The organism is Dokdonella fugitiva, from assembly GCF_004342425.1.
Lineage (GTDB): Bacteria > Pseudomonadota > Gammaproteobacteria > Xanthomonadales > Rhodanobacteraceae > Dokdonella_A > Dokdonella_A fugitiva.
The window spans coordinates 1-14443 of the sequence record NZ_SLWQ01000011.1 but is presented as its reverse complement, the minus strand read 5'-3'; the positions used below and the strand labels follow the sequence as shown (position 1 = coordinate 14443).

The 14443-nt window shown below is 69.5% G+C and carries 14 protein-coding genes; 8 read left to right on the top strand and 6 right to left on the bottom strand.

From position 1 onward, the window contains the following. The 3 genes from EV148_RS16140 (at position 1) to EV148_RS16130 (ending at position 4056) form a co-directional block, all read left to right on the top strand. Positions 1-564: a hypothetical protein gene (locus EV148_RS16140; protein ID WP_131999885.1), complete on the top strand. Its 564-nt coding sequence runs from the start codon at positions 1-3 to the stop codon at positions 562-564. Between the two features lie 7 nt (positions 565-571). Continuing rightward, positions 572-1825: a PDZ domain-containing protein gene (locus EV148_RS16135; protein WP_131999884.1), complete on the top strand. Its 1254-nt coding sequence runs from the start codon at positions 572-574 to the stop codon at positions 1823-1825. Between the two features lie 179 nt (positions 1826-2004). Beyond that, positions 2005-4056 carry a M13 family metallopeptidase gene (locus tag EV148_RS16130; RefSeq protein ID WP_158287511.1) on the top strand — a complete coding sequence of 684 codons (2052 nt, stop codon included), beginning with the start codon at positions 2005-2007 and terminating at the stop codon, positions 4054-4056. Between the two features lie 141 nt (positions 4057-4197). Here the strand turns inward: EV148_RS16130 and EV148_RS16125 are convergent, their stop codons facing one another. The 4 genes from EV148_RS16125 to EV148_RS16110 all read right to left on the bottom strand — a co-directional run bounded on the left by EV148_RS16125 (position 4198) and on the right by EV148_RS16110 (position 7817). Beyond that, complete coding sequence (locus EV148_RS16125; RefSeq protein WP_131999882.1) at positions 4198-6111, bottom strand: ATP-binding cassette domain-containing protein; 1914 nt, start codon at positions 6109-6111, stop codon at positions 4198-4200. 76 nt (positions 6112-6187) lie between these two features. Continuing rightward, positions 6188-6373, bottom strand: coding sequence for a hypothetical protein (locus EV148_RS16120; protein ID WP_131999881.1), 186 nt, complete (start codon positions 6371-6373; stop codon positions 6188-6190). 170 nt (positions 6374-6543) lie between these two features. Continuing rightward, on the bottom strand, positions 6544-7440 hold the full coding sequence (locus EV148_RS16115) for a DMT family transporter (protein WP_131999880.1): 897 nt from the start codon (positions 7438-7440) through the stop codon (positions 6544-6546). Beyond that, complete coding sequence (locus tag EV148_RS16110) at positions 7437-7817, bottom strand: tautomerase family protein (protein ID WP_131999879.1); 381 nt, start codon at positions 7815-7817, stop codon at positions 7437-7439. Before EV148_RS16110 ends, EV148_RS16115 begins: the two co-directional genes overlap by 4 nt. 96 nt (positions 7818-7913) lie before the next feature. Here EV148_RS16110 and EV148_RS16105 point away from each other — a divergent pair, with 96 nt between their 5' ends. Then, the gene (locus EV148_RS16105; protein WP_158287510.1) at positions 7914-8846 is read left to right on the top strand and encodes a LysR family transcriptional regulator; all 933 of its coding nucleotides are present in this window, start codon (positions 7914-7916) and stop codon (positions 8844-8846) included. Between the two features lie 66 nt (positions 8847-8912). Here the strand turns inward: EV148_RS16105 and dusA are convergent, their stop codons facing one another. Beyond that, complete coding sequence (dusA, locus tag EV148_RS16100) at positions 8913-9947, bottom strand: tRNA dihydrouridine(20/20a) synthase DusA (protein ID WP_131999877.1); 1035 nt, start codon at positions 9945-9947, stop codon at positions 8913-8915. Positions 9948-10049: 102 nt separating this feature from the next. On the opposite strand from dusA, the gene EV148_RS16095 reads away from it, so the two are divergent. After that, a complete protein-coding gene (locus EV148_RS16095) occupies positions 10050-11054 on the top strand; it encodes a tyrosine-type recombinase/integrase (protein WP_131999876.1) in 1005 nt (334 codons plus the stop codon). A gap of 107 nt (positions 11055-11161) precedes the next feature. Here the strand turns inward: EV148_RS16095 and mobI are convergent, their stop codons facing one another. Beyond that, positions 11162-11749 carry a conjugative transfer protein MobI(A/C) gene (gene mobI / locus EV148_RS16090; protein ID WP_131999875.1) on the bottom strand — a complete coding sequence of 196 codons (588 nt, stop codon included), beginning with the start codon at positions 11747-11749 and terminating at the stop codon, positions 11162-11164. A 127-nt stretch (positions 11750-11876) separates the two neighbouring features. On the opposite strand from mobI, the gene tnpA reads away from it, so the two are divergent. From tnpA to tnpC, 3 genes are read left to right on the top strand one after another with little or no spacing between them, the layout of a single operon-like run. After that, positions 11877-12158 carry an IS66 family insertion sequence element accessory protein TnpA gene (gene tnpA / locus EV148_RS16085; protein ID WP_131999874.1) on the top strand — a complete coding sequence of 94 codons (282 nt, stop codon included), beginning with the start codon at positions 11877-11879 and terminating at the stop codon, positions 12156-12158. Further along, positions 12152-12493, top strand: coding sequence for an IS66 family insertion sequence element accessory protein TnpB (gene tnpB, locus EV148_RS16080; RefSeq protein ID WP_131999873.1), 342 nt, complete (start codon positions 12152-12154; stop codon positions 12491-12493). Before tnpA ends, tnpB begins: the two co-directional genes overlap by 7 nt. 41 nt (positions 12494-12534) lie before the next feature. Beyond that, positions 12535-14088: an IS66 family transposase gene (gene tnpC, locus EV148_RS16075; RefSeq protein WP_425479882.1), complete on the top strand. Its 1554-nt coding sequence runs from the start codon at positions 12535-12537 to the stop codon at positions 14086-14088. Positions 14089-14443 lie beyond the last annotated feature (355 nt).

Sequence of the window (14443 nt, the reverse complement as noted above, 5' to 3'; positions counted from 1 at the left end):
ATGAACACCGAACGCGACCCCATGCTCGCCGCCGCGCTGCGCGCCCTGCCCGACGCGGCGCCGCAGCCGGACCTCTGGCCCGGCCTCGCGCGCGAACTCGCCGCACGCCGCAAGCCGCGCGCGTGGCGCACGGTCGTGCCACTCGCGCTCGCCGCCGGCTTGCTGCTGGCGGTGCTGCTGCCGCGTGCGCTCATGCATGAAGCCACGCCGCCGGACGTGGTCGTCGCGCCCGCGCAGGAGGCGCCCTCCATGCACGCGACGGACGACGAACTCGACGCGCTGCGCACGCGATCGCGGACGCTCGAGCGCTGGATCGCCGCGGTCGCCGCGCGCGCACCGCAGAGCAGCCGCGACCTCATGGCGGCGGTCGAAGTCGAGGACCTCATCGGCCTCGTCGACCTGCAGCTTTCCGGCGCGCGTGCGCCGTCCGACGCGCTGCCGTTGTGGCGCCAGCGCGTCGCCCTGCTCGAAGACCTCGCCACCATCCGCGGCAGCGCCTTCGCGATTGCCGCGAACGACGACATCGCCGGCGTCCAGGACGCCGCCTACCACGGGATCGACTGAGGACGCCATGAAACACACCCTGCTCTACCTCGCATGCGTGCTCGCCACCGGCGTCGCCGCTGCGACCGACGCACCCGCCGCCGCGCCCGCACCGCGCGCGGCCGCGAAGGCCACGGCGCGCGCCGACGCCGATGCCGATGCCGCCGCCGACGCGAAAGCAGCCGCCGCCCGGCGTGAACTCGGCGAACTGCGCGCGCAGATGCGCGACCTGTCGCGACGCATGGCCGACCTGTCGACGCAGCTCGGCGACGTCGGTCCGCGCGCCTACGCGTTCCGCTACATCGGCGACCCCGACCGCGCGATGGTCGGCATCGTGCTCGGCGTCGAGGACGGCCAGGTCGTGCTCGGCGGCCTCACGCCCGACGGCCCGGCTGCGCGGGCGGGCTTGCGTTCGGGCGACGTCATCACCGCGATCGACGGCCAGGCCGTCGCCGGCAAGACGCCGCGCGAAGCCGTCGACAGGGCGCGCGGCCTGCTCGCCGACCTCAAGGAAGGCCAGGCCGTGTCGATCGAATACCGGCGCGGCACGCAGAAGGGCGTCGTCGTCGTCAACGCCGAACGGCGCGAGGCGCTCAACTGGCCTGCGCTCATGAACGAGGACCCCGAGCATCCGTTCCTGCCGAAGGACTTCGACGAGCGGATTCGCGCCGACGTCGAACGTGCCTCGCACGTGGCCGGTCGCGAAGCACAACGCGAGGCCGCCCGCAGTGCCGCGCGCGAGGCGATGGCGCAGGCGCGCGGGCACATGGACTCGGAGCAGGTGCGCGAAGCGTTCGCCCGGGCGCGCGAGTCGATGCGCCATTCGATGCCGTGGTGGGGCCTCAACCTCGCGCCGATGAACGGCGAGCTCGGGCGCTATTTCGGCACCGATCGCGGCGCGCTCGTGATCGCGAGCGACGAGGCATCGCTGCCCGGTCTGCGCGGGGGCGACGTGATCACGGCCGTCGGCAAGGATGCGATCGCGCGACCGGAAGACGTCATGCGCGCGCTGCGCGACCAGCCCGAGGGCAAGGATGTCGCGATCAAGCTCATGCGCGACCACAAGGTGCTCGCGCTGACGATGAAGACACCCGAGTTCAAGTCGATCTTCAGCGTGCCGGTGCCGCCCATGCCGCCGATGCCGGCGGCGCCCGTGGCCGTCCCCGCGGCTCCGGCCGTGCCGGCCGTCCCGGCCGTGCCGGCCGCGCCCGCGCCGGCCGCGGTGCCCGCACCGCCACCGCCACCGCCACCACCTCCGCACCGCGCTTCGCTTCCGTTGTAGGAGCCCGCCCCGTGGGCGACCCGTCGTGACCGCGGAATCGGATGCCGCGGTCGCGCACGGGGTGCGCTCTATGGCGCCTCGTGTCGCGGTGCGGCATTGTGGACCTATGCCATTCGGGCCATGTCGGCGCCGGGCCGCATCGGCCACGATGCCCCCACTTGGACCTCCAGGACGACGCCATGCTCCACGTTCGTGACAACGGCGCTCCGATGCGCCGGATCGCCCGCCGCCTCCTCGCCGCGACACTCGCCGCCTGCGCAACGCCCGTGCTGGCCATGCACGGCATCGAAGCGGGGGACATCCGCCGCGACGGCGCCGCCTGCAACGACTTCTTCGACTACGCGAACGGCGCCTGGCGCGCGAGCCATCCGATCCCCGACTACATGGATCGCTGGAGCCGGCGCTGGGAATCGGGCGAGGTCAACAAGGAGCACGTGCGCGACATCCTCGCCGAGCTGTCCGCGCGCACCGACTGGCCAGCCGGCAGCGCCGAGCAGCTGTCGGGCGATTTCTACGCCGCCTGCATGGACGAGAAGAGTGTCAATGCGCTCGGCGTGAAGCCGGTGCAGCCGATGCTCGACGAGATCCGGGCGATCAAGGACAAGGCCGGCGTGCAGCGCACGATCGGCCACCTGCACGACGTCGGCATCGCCGTGCCGTTCACGATCGTGGCGGCGTCCGACCTGCACGAGCCGACGCGCGTGATCGCGCACGTCGCACCCGGCACGCTCGGCATGCCCGACCGCGACTACTACCTGAAGCCCGACAAGCGCTTCGTCGAAGCGCGCGAAAAGTACCTCGCGCACGTCGCGAAGATGTTCGAGCTCGCCGGCGCGAAGCCCGCCGCGGCGAAGGCCGACGCGCAGGCGGTGTTCGCGTTCGAGAAGCGCCTCGCCGAGGCCTCGCTCGACAACGTGCAGCTGCGCGACCCGAAGCTGCAGGACAACAAGACGACGTTCGCCCAGCTCGGCGAGCTCGTGCCCGCGTTCGACTGGAAGGCCTACTTCGACGCCGCGCGCATCCCGCACGACGACGTCAACGTGACCGAGCCGAGATTCCTGCGCCAGGTGCAGAAGGAGTTCGCCTCGACCCCGGCGGCGCAGTGGCGTACCTACCTCGAATGGCACGTGCTCAACGCGGCCGCGGACACGCTCTCCGCGCCCTTCGTCGAAGAGCATTTCGCGTTCAACGGCAAGTACCTCACCGGCGCGACCGAGATGAAGCCACGCTGGAAGCGCTGCGCCGAGGCGACCGACAACCAGCTCGGCGAGGCGCTCGGCCGCAAGTACGTCGAAAAGTACTTCCCGCCCGAGGCGAAGGCGCGCATGCAGGACATGGTGAAGAACATCCTGCTCGCGATGAAGGACACGATCCAGGGCCTGGACTGGATGGGCGACGCGACCAAGCAGAAGGCGCTCGAGAAACTCGCGACGTTCAACCCGAAGATCGGCTACCCGGACAAGTGGAAGGACTACGCCGGGGTCAAGGTCACGCGTGGCTCGTACTGGGACGACGTCGTCTCCGCCTCGCGCTGGAACGTCGCCGACGGCCGTTCGCAGATCGGCAAGCCGGTCGATCGCGGCCGCTGGGGCATGACGCCGCCGACCTCGAACGCGTACTACAACCCGCTGCTCAACGAGATCGTGTTCCCGGCTGGCATCCTGCAGCCGCCCGCGTTCGACGTGAACGCGACCGATGCGGTCAACTACGGCGCGATCGGCGTCGTCATCGGGCATGAGATCAGCCACGGCTTCGACGACCAGGGCGCGCAGTTCGACGCGCAGGGCCGCCTCGCCAACTGGTGGACCCAGGAGGACGAAGCGCGCTTCAAGGCGCGCGCCGAATGCGTGGTCAAGCAGTTCGACGGCTACTTCATCGAACCGGGCATCCACCACAACGGCAAACTCGTGCTCGGCGAATCGATCGGCGACCTCGCCGGCGCGAAGCTCGCGTTCCTCGCCTACCGGAAGTCGCGCGAAGGCAAGCCGGCCGAGCCGACCCTCGACGGTTTCACGCCCGAGCAGCAGTTCTTCCTCTCGTGGGGCCAGTGGCGCGGCGACGAGATCCGCCCGGAAACGCAGCGCACGATGGTCCAGGGCGACCCGCATCCGATCGCGAAGTATCGCGTCAACGGGCCGCTGTCGAACCTCCCCGCGTTCCGCGACGCGTTCCAGTGCAAGGCGGATGCGCCGATGGTGCGGCAGGGGGCCGAGCGGTGCGAGGTGTGGTGAGAAGCAACGGCTGAGGGCTGCGGGGTGTCGCGGCGTGCCTGCGGCGGGACTCGCCGCTGCGCGGCTCGACCCGCCCTACGGTGTCGGTGTGCGTCGTAGGGCGGTACGCGCACCGCGCGTGCCGCCGCGCGCGGCATGGCGTCAGGCGTCGAGTTCGGACCAGCGCGCGTAGGCGGCGTCGAGCTCGGCCTGCAACGCCGCGAGTTCGTTGTTCGCGGCGACGATGCGCGCGCTGTCCTGCTGGTAGAAGCCGGGATCCTGCATCGCCTCGCCGAGCGCGGCGATGCGCGCCTCGAGCGCGTCGATGCGCGCGGGCAACTCGTCGAGTTCGCGCGATTCCTTGTAGCTGAGCTTGCGCTTTGCCGAAGAGGGCGTCGGAGGCATTTTCGCGGAAGGCGCCTTCGCAGCTGCAGCTTCGGGTCGTGAGAATGCCTCCGTCCCCTTTTTTGCCGCGCCCTTCTCCGCCTTCTGCGGCGCCTGGCGCAACCAGTCGCTGTACCCGCCGACGTATTCGCCGACGCGGCCGTCGCCCTCGAGCGCGAGCGTGCTCGTGACGACGTTGTCGAGGAAGTCGCGGTCGTGCGAGACGAGCAGCAGGGTGCCCGCGTAACCCGCGAGCAGTTCCTCCAGCAGTTCCAGCGTCTCGACGTCGAGGTCGTTGGTCGGCTCGTCCATCACGAGCAGGTTGGACGGCCGGGCGAACAGCTTGGCAAGCAGCAGGCGGTTGCGCTCGCCGCCCGACAGCGCGGTGATCGGTGCGCGCGCGCGATCGGGCGAGAACAGGAAATCCTGCAGGTAGCCGAGCGCATGCTTGCGGCTGCCGCCGATCTCGATGTATTCGCGCCCTTCGGCGACGTTGTCGAGCGCGCTCTGGTCCTCGCGCAGGTGCGCGCGATGCTGGTCGAAATAGGCGATCTCGAGGTTCGTGCCGAGCCGCACTTCGCCTGCCTGCGGCGCGAGCTGGCCGAGCAGCAGCTTGAGCAGGGTCGTCTTGCCGGAGCCGTTGGCACCGATCAGGCCGACGCGGTCGCCGCGCAGGATCGTGGTCGAGAAGCCGTCGACGATGACGCGTCCGTTCCAGCCGAAGCGCACGTTTTCGGCCTCGATCACGCGACGCCCGGACGCGCCCGCCATGCCGACCTGCAGCTTCGCGTTGCCGCCGGGTTCGCGCCGCTGCGCGCGTTCGCGGCGCATCGCCTCGAGCGCGCGCACGCGCCCCTCGTTGCGCGTGCGGCGCGCCTTGATGCCCTGGCGGATCCACACTTCTTCCTGCGCGAGCTTCCTGTCGAACTGCGCGTTCGCCTGCGCTTCCGCGTGCAGGCGCTCCTCGCGCCGGCGCAGGTAGTTGTCCCAGTCGCCCGGCCAGCTCGTCAGCGCACCGCGGTCGATCTCGACGATGCGCGTGGCCAGCGCGCGCAGGAAGCGGCGATCGTGGGTGACGAACACCACGCTGCCGGCGAAGTCGAGCAGCAGGCGTTCGAGCCAGGCGATCGCGTCGATGTCGAGATGGTTGGTCGGTTCGTCGAGCAACAGCACGTCGGGGTCGAGCACGAGCGCGCGCGCGAGCAGCACGCGGCGCTTCATGCCACCCGAGAGCGCGCCGAACTCCGCGTCTTCGGGCAGTTCCAGTCGTTCGAGCACGTGCGTGACGCGGCGGTCGAGGTCCCAGCCATGCTCGGCCTCGATGCGCGCCTGCACGCGCGCGAGCGCCTCGGTATTGCCGGCGACGTCGAGGTGGTGGCTCAGGTGATGGAACTCGGCGAGCAGCGCGCCGAGATGGCCGAGCGCGCCCGCGACGACGTCGAACACGCTGCCGGCGACGTCGTGTGGCACTTCCTGCGCGAGCTTGGCGATGCGCACGCCGCCCTGCACGCGCAGTTCGCCGTCGTCCGGACGCAGCTCGCCGGCGATCAGGCGCAGCAGGGTCGACTTGCCCGCGCCGTTGCGGCCGACCACGCAGATGCGCTCGTTGCGCTCGATCGCGAGATCGACCCCATCGAGCAGCAGCGGGCCGCCGACCGAGTAGTCGACGTTGACGAGATTGACGAGGGACATCGCAGGAGGGGACGGATCGGGCCTGCGATTCTAGCGGTTCGGCGCCATGGCGCGCGAAGTACGGCGGGCGGTGCGCTCAGCGGCGACGCAGGCGCTGGCGCACGCGTTCGACCGCCGCGATCTCCAGGCGCAGATAGGTGTTCCATTCCCCGCACTGGCGGCACTGCACCGGCTCGTCGCCACGCGGATGGACGCTCATGTCGAGGTCCGCACTGCCGCAGGCGAGGCAGCGCACGTCGAGCGGCGCGGGCGTCCGCGCCACTGGCTTTCCGGCCGGCACGGCCGCGGCGTCCAGGGACGGGGCGCCTTCGCCGCACGTGCGCCGTTTGGCGCCGTTCGAAGTCGTATCGTCCTCGTGCATGCCACCCTCGCCGCCGGCGTCTGCCTCCCAAGGTCCAGTACGTCGTTTGGCGCCCGATCCCGCCACGCAGCTCAACGCAAGCGCGTGCCGAGCCAGACGCCGAATGCAACGAGCGCGAAGCCCGGGATCATCGCCGGCGCGAGGTGCTCGCCGAGCACCAGCCAGCCCATGAGCGCGGTGACCGGCGGCATCAGGAAGAACAGGGTCGCGACCTCGGTCGCGGCGCCGCCGCGCAGCAGGGTGAACAGCAGGGCGAAGCCGCCGACCGAGTTGACCAGCACGAGCCACGCAAGCGCCGCCGCGAAGGCCGCGCCCGCATCGATGCGGAAGTGCTCGGCCAGCACCGCGACCGGCAGCAGGGCGAGCGCCGCGACGATGTGCTGCACGGCGAGCGCGACGCGCAGGTCGATCGCGGGGGCGCGTCGCTTCTGGTAGTGCGTGCCGGCGGCGAGCGCGAACAGGCCGAGCGTGCTCGCCGCGTACGCGGCGGTGTCGCCGCTGGCGGCAAAGCGCCCCTGCAGCACGAGCACGACGCCGGCGAGGCCGAACGCAAGGCCGATCCATTGCACCGCGCGCATGCGCTCGCCGAGCAGCAGGCCGATCGTCGCGGTCGCGAGCGGCAGCGCACCGACGAACAATGCGGCGATGCCGGTGCCGATGCCGAGCCGCAGCGCCTCGTAGATGCCGCCGAACGCAATCGCGAGCGAGAGCACGCCGACCACCGCGTGGTGCGCGACCTCGCGCAACGCCGGGCGGCGCGCACGCGCGAACGACGCCATCGCCGCGAAGATCGCACCCGCCGACGCGAAGCGCAGGAACAGGATCGTGAACGGCGCCGCGTGCTGCACGGCGATCAACCCGGCCGGATAGCCCGTGCACCAGAGCACGACGAAGGCGACCGCCATCGCGCGCCGCCGCACGCGCGCGTCGGCCTCGCGATCGAGCGGCCAGGTCGCGAGGCGGCTCATGCGTGCAGGATCCTGCCGCCGCCGAACGCCCAGTTCTCCCAGGCGGTCTCCTTGAACACGACCATCACGTGCTCGCCGTCGATGTCGTGGCCGGCGAGCCCCGCGAGCAGGCCGGCCAGCAGCTGGCGCTTGACCTTCACGCTGCGTCCGACCGACCAGAGGATCTCGATCAGCACGAAGTCCTCGCCGCGGTCGGTGGCGAGGTCCGGATAGCGCGGGTCGAACACGAAGTCCGCGGCATCGAGTTCGAGCAAGCGCTGGAAGCGATCGGTCACGGGGACGCCGCTCGCGACGAGCGCGTCGTGCACGGCGTCGAGGATCGCGCGCTTGCGCACGGCGGGCGTCGGTTTGCGGACGGTCACGGTGACGAGCGGCATGGGGCACCTCCGGTTGGAAACCCCGCCCAACATACGGACGCGCCGCGCTGCGATAAACTCGCCCTCGGCGAAATCATCATTGCGAGAATGGCAACAATGCTGCGCAACCAGCTTGCCGAGATCGCCTGCTTCGTCGAGGTCGCGCACCGGCTCAGCTTCGCCCAGGCGGCGGTGCGGCTCGGCATGCATGTATCCGGCGTGAGCCGCGCGGTCGCCGCGCTCGAGTCGCGCCTCGGCGTGCGCCTGCTGCAGCGGACGACGCGCCAGGTCGGCCTCACCGAAGCCGGCCGCGCACACCTCGCGCGCTGCGAAGCCGTGCTCGCCGAGATCGCCGAGGCGGAAGCCGCGGCGAGCGCCACGGGCGGCGCCTTGCGCGGACGGCTGCGCGCGAGCATCCCGAGCGGGCTCGGCCTCGCCCACCTCACGCCACGCCTCGGCGAGTTCCTCGCTGCGCACCCCGAACTCGAACTCGACCTGCACCTGTCCAACCGCAACGTCGACCTCGTCGAGGAGGCGTTCGACGTCGCGATCCGCGTCGGCGAACTGCGCGACTCGCGCCTCGTCGCACGCCGCCTCGGCGACAGCCGGCGCATCCTCGTCGCGAGCGCCGCGTACCTCGCGGCGGCGGGCCGGCCGCGGCGGCCGGCCGACCTCGACCGTCACGCCTGCCTCGTGCTCGACGTCGGCGCGATCGCCGAGCGCTGGGAACTCGAGCGGCGCGGCCACGGCGAAACCGTGCGCGTGCGCGCCCGCGTGCGCTCGAACAATGCGCTCGCCCTGCTCGACGCCTGCCGCGTCGGCGTGGGCATCGCGCTGTTGCCCCAATTCGCGGTCGCCGACGACCTCGCGGCCGGGCGCCTCGTGCGCGTGCTCGATGCGTGGGCCGCGATGGAACAGGGCATCTTCGCGATCTACCCGGGCAACCGCTTCATCCCGGCCAAGGTGCGAGCGTTCGTCGAGTTCGTCGAAACCTGCGTGCGCGGCGTCGGTGCCGGAGCACGACCGCGCGCACGCGCGTCGCGCCGCTGAGTTCGCCCACCTCGACGTCATTCCCGCGAAAGCGGGAATCCATTTTGCCCTTCGCCGCGCAGTGCGTTACGCCGCGCGCAACGCCCGCTCACCCGCCCGACGCGCCTCGATCGCAGCCTCGACGACATCCCACCCCGCATCCGCCCGATGCGCCTGCTCGCTCAGCACGCGCCGGAACATGCGCGCCCCGGGCAGCCCCTGGTAAAGCCCGAGGACGTGCCGCGTGATGTGCTGCAGGCGATCGCCACGCGCGAGATGCGCCTCGACGTATGGCCGCAGGCGCTGCAGCACCTCGTCGCGATCCGGCAACGGCGTGCCGTGCAACGCATGCTCGATCTCGGCGAGCCGGTACGGCTCGTGGTACGCGGTGCGCCCGAGCATGACGCCGTCGACGTGGCGCAGGTGTTCCAGGGCCTCGGCAAGCGTCGCGATGCCGCCGTTGATGACGACCGTGAGGCGCGCGTGCTCCTGCTTGAGCCGGTACACGCGCGCATGGTTGAGCGGCGGCACCTCGCGGTTCTCCTTCGGCGACAGGCCCTGCAGCCACGCCTTGCGCGCGTGCACGATGAAGGTGTCGCAGCCGCTCGCCTGCACGGTCTCGATGAACGACGCGAGCCCCGCGTATTCGTCCTGGTCGTCGACCCCGATGCGGCACTTCACCGTGACCGGCACGCCGAGGTGCGCGACCGCCTCGCGCATCGCCGCGACGCAATCGCGCACGAGCGCCGGCTCGCGCATGAGGCAAGCGCCGAAACGCCCCGACTGCACGCGATCCGAAGGGCAGCCGACGTTGAGGTTGATCTCGTCGTAACCGAGCTCCGCACCGATGCGCGCCGCCTCGGCGAGCTCGTCCGGCTCCGATCCGCCGAGCTGCAACGCGACCGGATGCTCCGCCTCGTCGTAACCGAGCAGGCGCGCGCGATCGCCGTGGATGACCGCGGGCGCAGTCACCATCTCGGTGTAGAGCAACGCGTGCGGCGCGAGCAGGCGATGGAAGTACCGGCAATGGCGGTCGGTCCAGTCCATCATCGGTGCTACGCTGAATTTCGTGCTCTTCAGCGCCGCCGATTTTTCCGCAACATGTTGATTTTCAATGCCCATCGCTTCCCGACCATTCCTCAACTTTCCCGCGGATTCCCGATGCTTGTGCACCAAATCTGCACCAGTCAACTTGAGGCCGCCAAATCCCAGGAGGTGGTGTAAATGGCGAGCATCCAGGAACGCAACGGACGGTGGCGCGCATTCGTTCGCCGCAAGGGCGAGAGTGTATCGGAGAGCTTCCTCACGAAGTCGGCCGCGAAGGAATGGGCGCGCAGGGTCGAGTCACAGATCGACCGCGGTGAGTTCCGGTCCGCGCAAGCCTCATCCGTCACCCTGGCCACGGTGATCGACGACTACGAAAAAGAGTTGCGGGCCAGCAATCGCCGAAGCAAGACGAAGCTCAGCGCCTACCGAATGCTGCGTCAGGGCCTCGGCGCTCTTTCTGTCGTGGCCCTGACAGCGGACGACGTCCTCACGCACGTGCGGCGCCGCCGAGCGACGGGCACCGGTCCTGCGACGCTCAACATGGAGATCGGATTCCTCGACGAGCTCTTGACCTATGCGCGAATGAAGCTTCCCGTCGGCAACCCCGTGGCCGATGCGCGGCCGATGCTGCGCCGGCTCCACCTGATCGCGAAACCGAAGGAACGCACGCGCAGGCCGACCGCGCTCGAACTCGAGCGGCTGCGCGACTACTGGCGCTTTCCCCGTGGGAAGGAACTGCCTATGACCGCCATCATGGACTTCGCGATCGCGACGTCGATGCGCCTCGGAGAGATCGTCCGCCTCCGGTGGGCCGACATCGACCACGAAAAGAAGCTCGCGCTGATCAGGGACAGCAAGCACCCCACGGACAAGATCGGCAACGATCTGTGGATACCGCTTCTCGGTGACAGCTGGGACATCCTGCTCCGCCAGCCACGCGGCGAGCTGGTCTTTCCGTTCCACCGGGATGCCATCAGTCGCGCGTTCCTCCGCGCATGCAAGGCCTGCGCGATCGACGACCTTCACTTCCATGACCTCCGACACGAAGGTGCTTCGCGCTTGTTCGAAGCAGGCCTGCAGATCCAGCAGGTCGCCCTCGTGACGCGGCATCGTGACTGGAAGTCACTCAAGCGCTACACCAACCTCAAGCCGGAGGCGTTACATGAGCTGCTTCGCAAATGAGTTCGCGTGGCATGCGGAACCGAACCGGATCACCGTACCGCCTCGCTACGGCAAATTCTCCGCCCGCGCCCCTACTGGCTCTCGTCCGAGGCGCGCTTGGTATCGGGCTACTCTGGCCGCCGGATGAGACGGCTGCCCTCGCGCTGGGGCCGTTTCATGACCTTGCGCACTCGGGGTGTCTTGCCGTCGCAAATCGCCTTCATGGCGCGATGGGCGCTGGTGAAGGCTTTGCGGATGACCAACGTCTCCATATAGACCTTGCGGATCAGCACCATCTCGGCCTCGACCCGCGCGACCACTTCCCGTTCGTCCGGCCTCGCCAGCGCCTGCAATTCGGCGATATTGTACGAAAGGCCGTCTGCCTGTCGTGCAATCGGCAGCCGGAACGCCGGTTTCCCCTTGAAACGATGCCTTTGGTACCACTCGAGCACAAGCGTGTTTCCGTGCGCCCGCGCTTGGCAGTTCAACGGCGCGTATGGCGCCCCTTCCGGCGGCGCCATCCTCACTGCGTAGAACTCATCGCACAGCGCCTTCGCTCGCGTACGAACGGCGTGCGCCCACGCATCGAGGCTTGCCTCGCCATTGCAGAGAGCCAGCATGCCCCATTCCGCGTCGTTAACGTCTTTCACATCCATTCCGTTCGCCCGCCTCTGTGACAACTGTAGCTGCGTGTCGTTATCGAACAGCCATTCCACAAAGCAGGCGCGTTTACGCGTGATGCTTCTTCATTGACGGAATCGCCTTGTACGTAAGCGTCCGCCACCTTCCACCCGTGCGTGACACCTGCTGCGATCCGCGTTCCTTTGCGAACAGGAGTGCGCAGTGCAAGGCAAGGCGACGGTGTGGTCGAAGCGGATAGTGGCGTGGCGGTCGAGTGGTGAGTCGGCGGCGGCCTACTGCCGTGCGCGTGGGCTGTCGTATTCGCAGTTCGTGTACTGGCAGCGTCGCTCGTCGGCGCTGGTGCCGGTGGCGATCGAGACGCGGCCTGCCGCCCAGGCCGAGTCGGTCGCGGGCGTGGAGGTGGTGCTGCCGAGCGGATTGCGGCTGCGCGTGCCGGCCCTGCCGATGGCGGAGCTGGCGGCGCTGGTGCGCGCGCTGTGTTGAGTCCGACCGGCTGGTGGCTGGCGTTGGAGCCGGTGGACCTTCGCTGCGGGATCGATCGCCTGCTGGGGACGATCGGCACGGGGTTGGGCCAGGATGCGCGCGCGGGCGGCGCGTACGTGTTCCGCAACCGCAGCGGGAACCGCATCAAGGTGGTGTGCATGGATGCGCAGGGCGTGTGGCTGTGCGTGCGCCGGTTGCACGAGGGGTCGTTCCACTGGCCGCGCTCGGGCGAGGCGGCGTGGTCGCTGACGCGCGAGCAGTTCGCGTGGCTGGCGGCGGGTGTCGATTGGCAGCGCCTGTCGCGTGACGTGCGCACGCTTCCAAAGATCGTTTAGACGGCTAGACTACGGGCATGGATGCCGCCGCCCTGAATGCGATCACCGATGTCGAGGTCCTGCGTGCGCTGGTGCGCGAGCAGATCGACACGATCGCGCATCACCAGGCATCACTGGCGCATCATGAAGCGATGATCGCGCAGCGCGACGCGCTGATCGAACAGCGCGACCGCACGATCACGTACAAGGACGCGAAGATTGCCCATCTGACGCACGAGATCGCGCGGCTGCGACGGTTGCAGTACGCGGCGAAGTCCGAGCGCATGGATCCGACGCAGCGCGAGCTGTTCGACGCGGCGATGGCGGCGGACATCGCGGCACTGGAAGCGGAGCTGGAGGACCTGCGCTCGCCGACGGGCACCCGCGAGCCGGCGCAGCGTCGTGCGCCGCAACGCCGCCCATTGCCTGCCGAGCTGCCCCGCATCGAGACGATCCACGAACCGGCGTCCTGCAACTGCTCCGCCTGCGGTGCGGCGCTGGTGAAGATCGGCGAGCACGTATCGGAGAAGCTGGACGTCGAACCGCTGCGGTTCTTCGTGCGCCGCGAGGTGCACCCGCAGTACGCCTGCCGCACCTGCGAGACGATCGTGGCCGAGCCGGTGGCGCCCTCGATCCTGGACCGAGGCCTCGCCGCGCCGGGCCTGCTGGCGCAGGTGGTGATCCAGAAGTACGCCGATCACCTGCCGCTGTATCGGCAGGAAGCGATCTTCGCGCGCCATGGCATCGAGATCGGCCGCACCACGCTGGCCGAGTGGACCGGCGTGATCGGACTGCGCCTGCAGCCGCTGGTGGATGCGCTGCGCAGGAAACTGCTGCAGTGTCCGGTGCTGCACGCCGACGAGACGCCGGTCGCCCAGCTCGATCCGGGTGCCGGGAAGACCAGGCGCACGTACCTGTTCGCCTATCGCAGCACGGGCCCGCGGCCGATCGTCGTGTTCGACCATTGCCCGAGCCGCGCCGGCAAGCACGCGGCTGCGTTCCTCGGTGAGTGGAACGGCGCGCTGATGGTCGACGACTATGCCGGCTACAAGGCGTTGTTCGACCAGGGCGGCATCACCGAGCTGGCGTGCTGGGCGCACGCGCGGCGCATGTTCTTCGACGCCTACGCCGCCAGCAGTCATCCGTTGGCGCAGGACGCCCTGCATCGCATCGCCGAGCTCTACGCGATCGACGCCAAACTGCGTGACCTTGACGACGAAGCGCGCGGCGCCGAACGGCAGCGCTACATCGGTCCATGGCTGGCCGCGTTCAAGGCCTGGCTCGACGGCGCGCAAACGCTCGGCAACAGCGGCGTGCGCAAAGCGATCGACTACGCGCTGCGGCGCTGGTCTGCGCTCGCTCGCGTCGTCGAAGACGGCGCCTTCCCGATCGACAACAACCCGATCGAGAATGCGATCCGGCCGATCGCCGTCGGCCGCAAGAACTGGCTGTTCGCCGGCTCCGAAACCGCCGCGCGCCGCGCCGCCGCGATCATGAGCCTGATCGCCACTGCCAAGGCCAATGGCATCGAACCCCACGCCTGGCTCACCGACGTGCTCACGCGCCTGCCGACCACCAGGGACCGCGACATCGAATCGCTGCTGCCGCTGGCCTGATCCCGCCACGCGCTGCAAGGTGCGGTGGGCGGACGCTTACCCTTGTACCAGGACCTCGCAAGATCGAAAGTGAAGCCCCCCTCGTTGCGAAGCGATCGCTTGCGCCAACCTGCCATCCCAAGTGTGTCATTAGCGTAGCACCGGCGCAGCGCCAATTATCGAGGAGCACCCGGTGCACCGCCGCTTCACCGGTATGCCTTCGGTCGCGCGCTTCTCTGCGCCGGCAACGCCCACGCGACCGGCTGCTTGCGACGGAGCGAGGGTCTGTCAAACGAACTGTGTAACTGCGGTTGGTGTCATGTGTTGACCGGCACGCGGTCTTCGCCGAACAGGATCTGGAAGGTCTGCATTGCCT

Coding starts and splice junctions, on each gene's coding strand:
- EV148_RS16095 (WP_131999876.1), top strand. CDS start 10,050: ATGGCGAGCATCCAGGAACGCAACGGACGGTGGCGCGCATTCGTTCGC.
- EV148_RS16130 (WP_158287511.1), top strand. CDS start 2,005: ATGCTCCACGTTCGTGACAACGGCGCTCCGATGCGCCGGATCGCCCGC.
- EV148_RS16105 (WP_158287510.1), top strand. CDS start 7,914: ATGCTGCGCAACCAGCTTGCCGAGATCGCCTGCTTCGTCGAGGTCGCG.
- dusA (WP_131999877.1), bottom strand. CDS start 9,947: ATGGGCATTGAAAATCAACATGTTGCGGAAAAATCGGCGGCGCTGAAG.
- EV148_RS16135 (WP_131999884.1), top strand. CDS start 572: ATGAAACACACCCTGCTCTACCTCGCATGCGTGCTCGCCACCGGCGTC.
- EV148_RS16125 (WP_131999882.1), bottom strand. CDS start 6,111: ATGTCCCTCGTCAATCTCGTCAACGTCGACTACTCGGTCGGCGGCCCG.
- EV148_RS16115 (WP_131999880.1), bottom strand. CDS start 7,440: ATGAGCCGCCTCGCGACCTGGCCGCTCGATCGCGAGGCCGACGCGCGC.
- EV148_RS16110 (WP_131999879.1), bottom strand. CDS start 7,817: ATGCCGCTCGTCACCGTGACCGTCCGCAAACCGACGCCCGCCGTGCGC.
- EV148_RS16140 (WP_131999885.1), top strand. CDS start 1: ATGAACACCGAACGCGACCCCATGCTCGCCGCCGCGCTGCGCGCCCTG.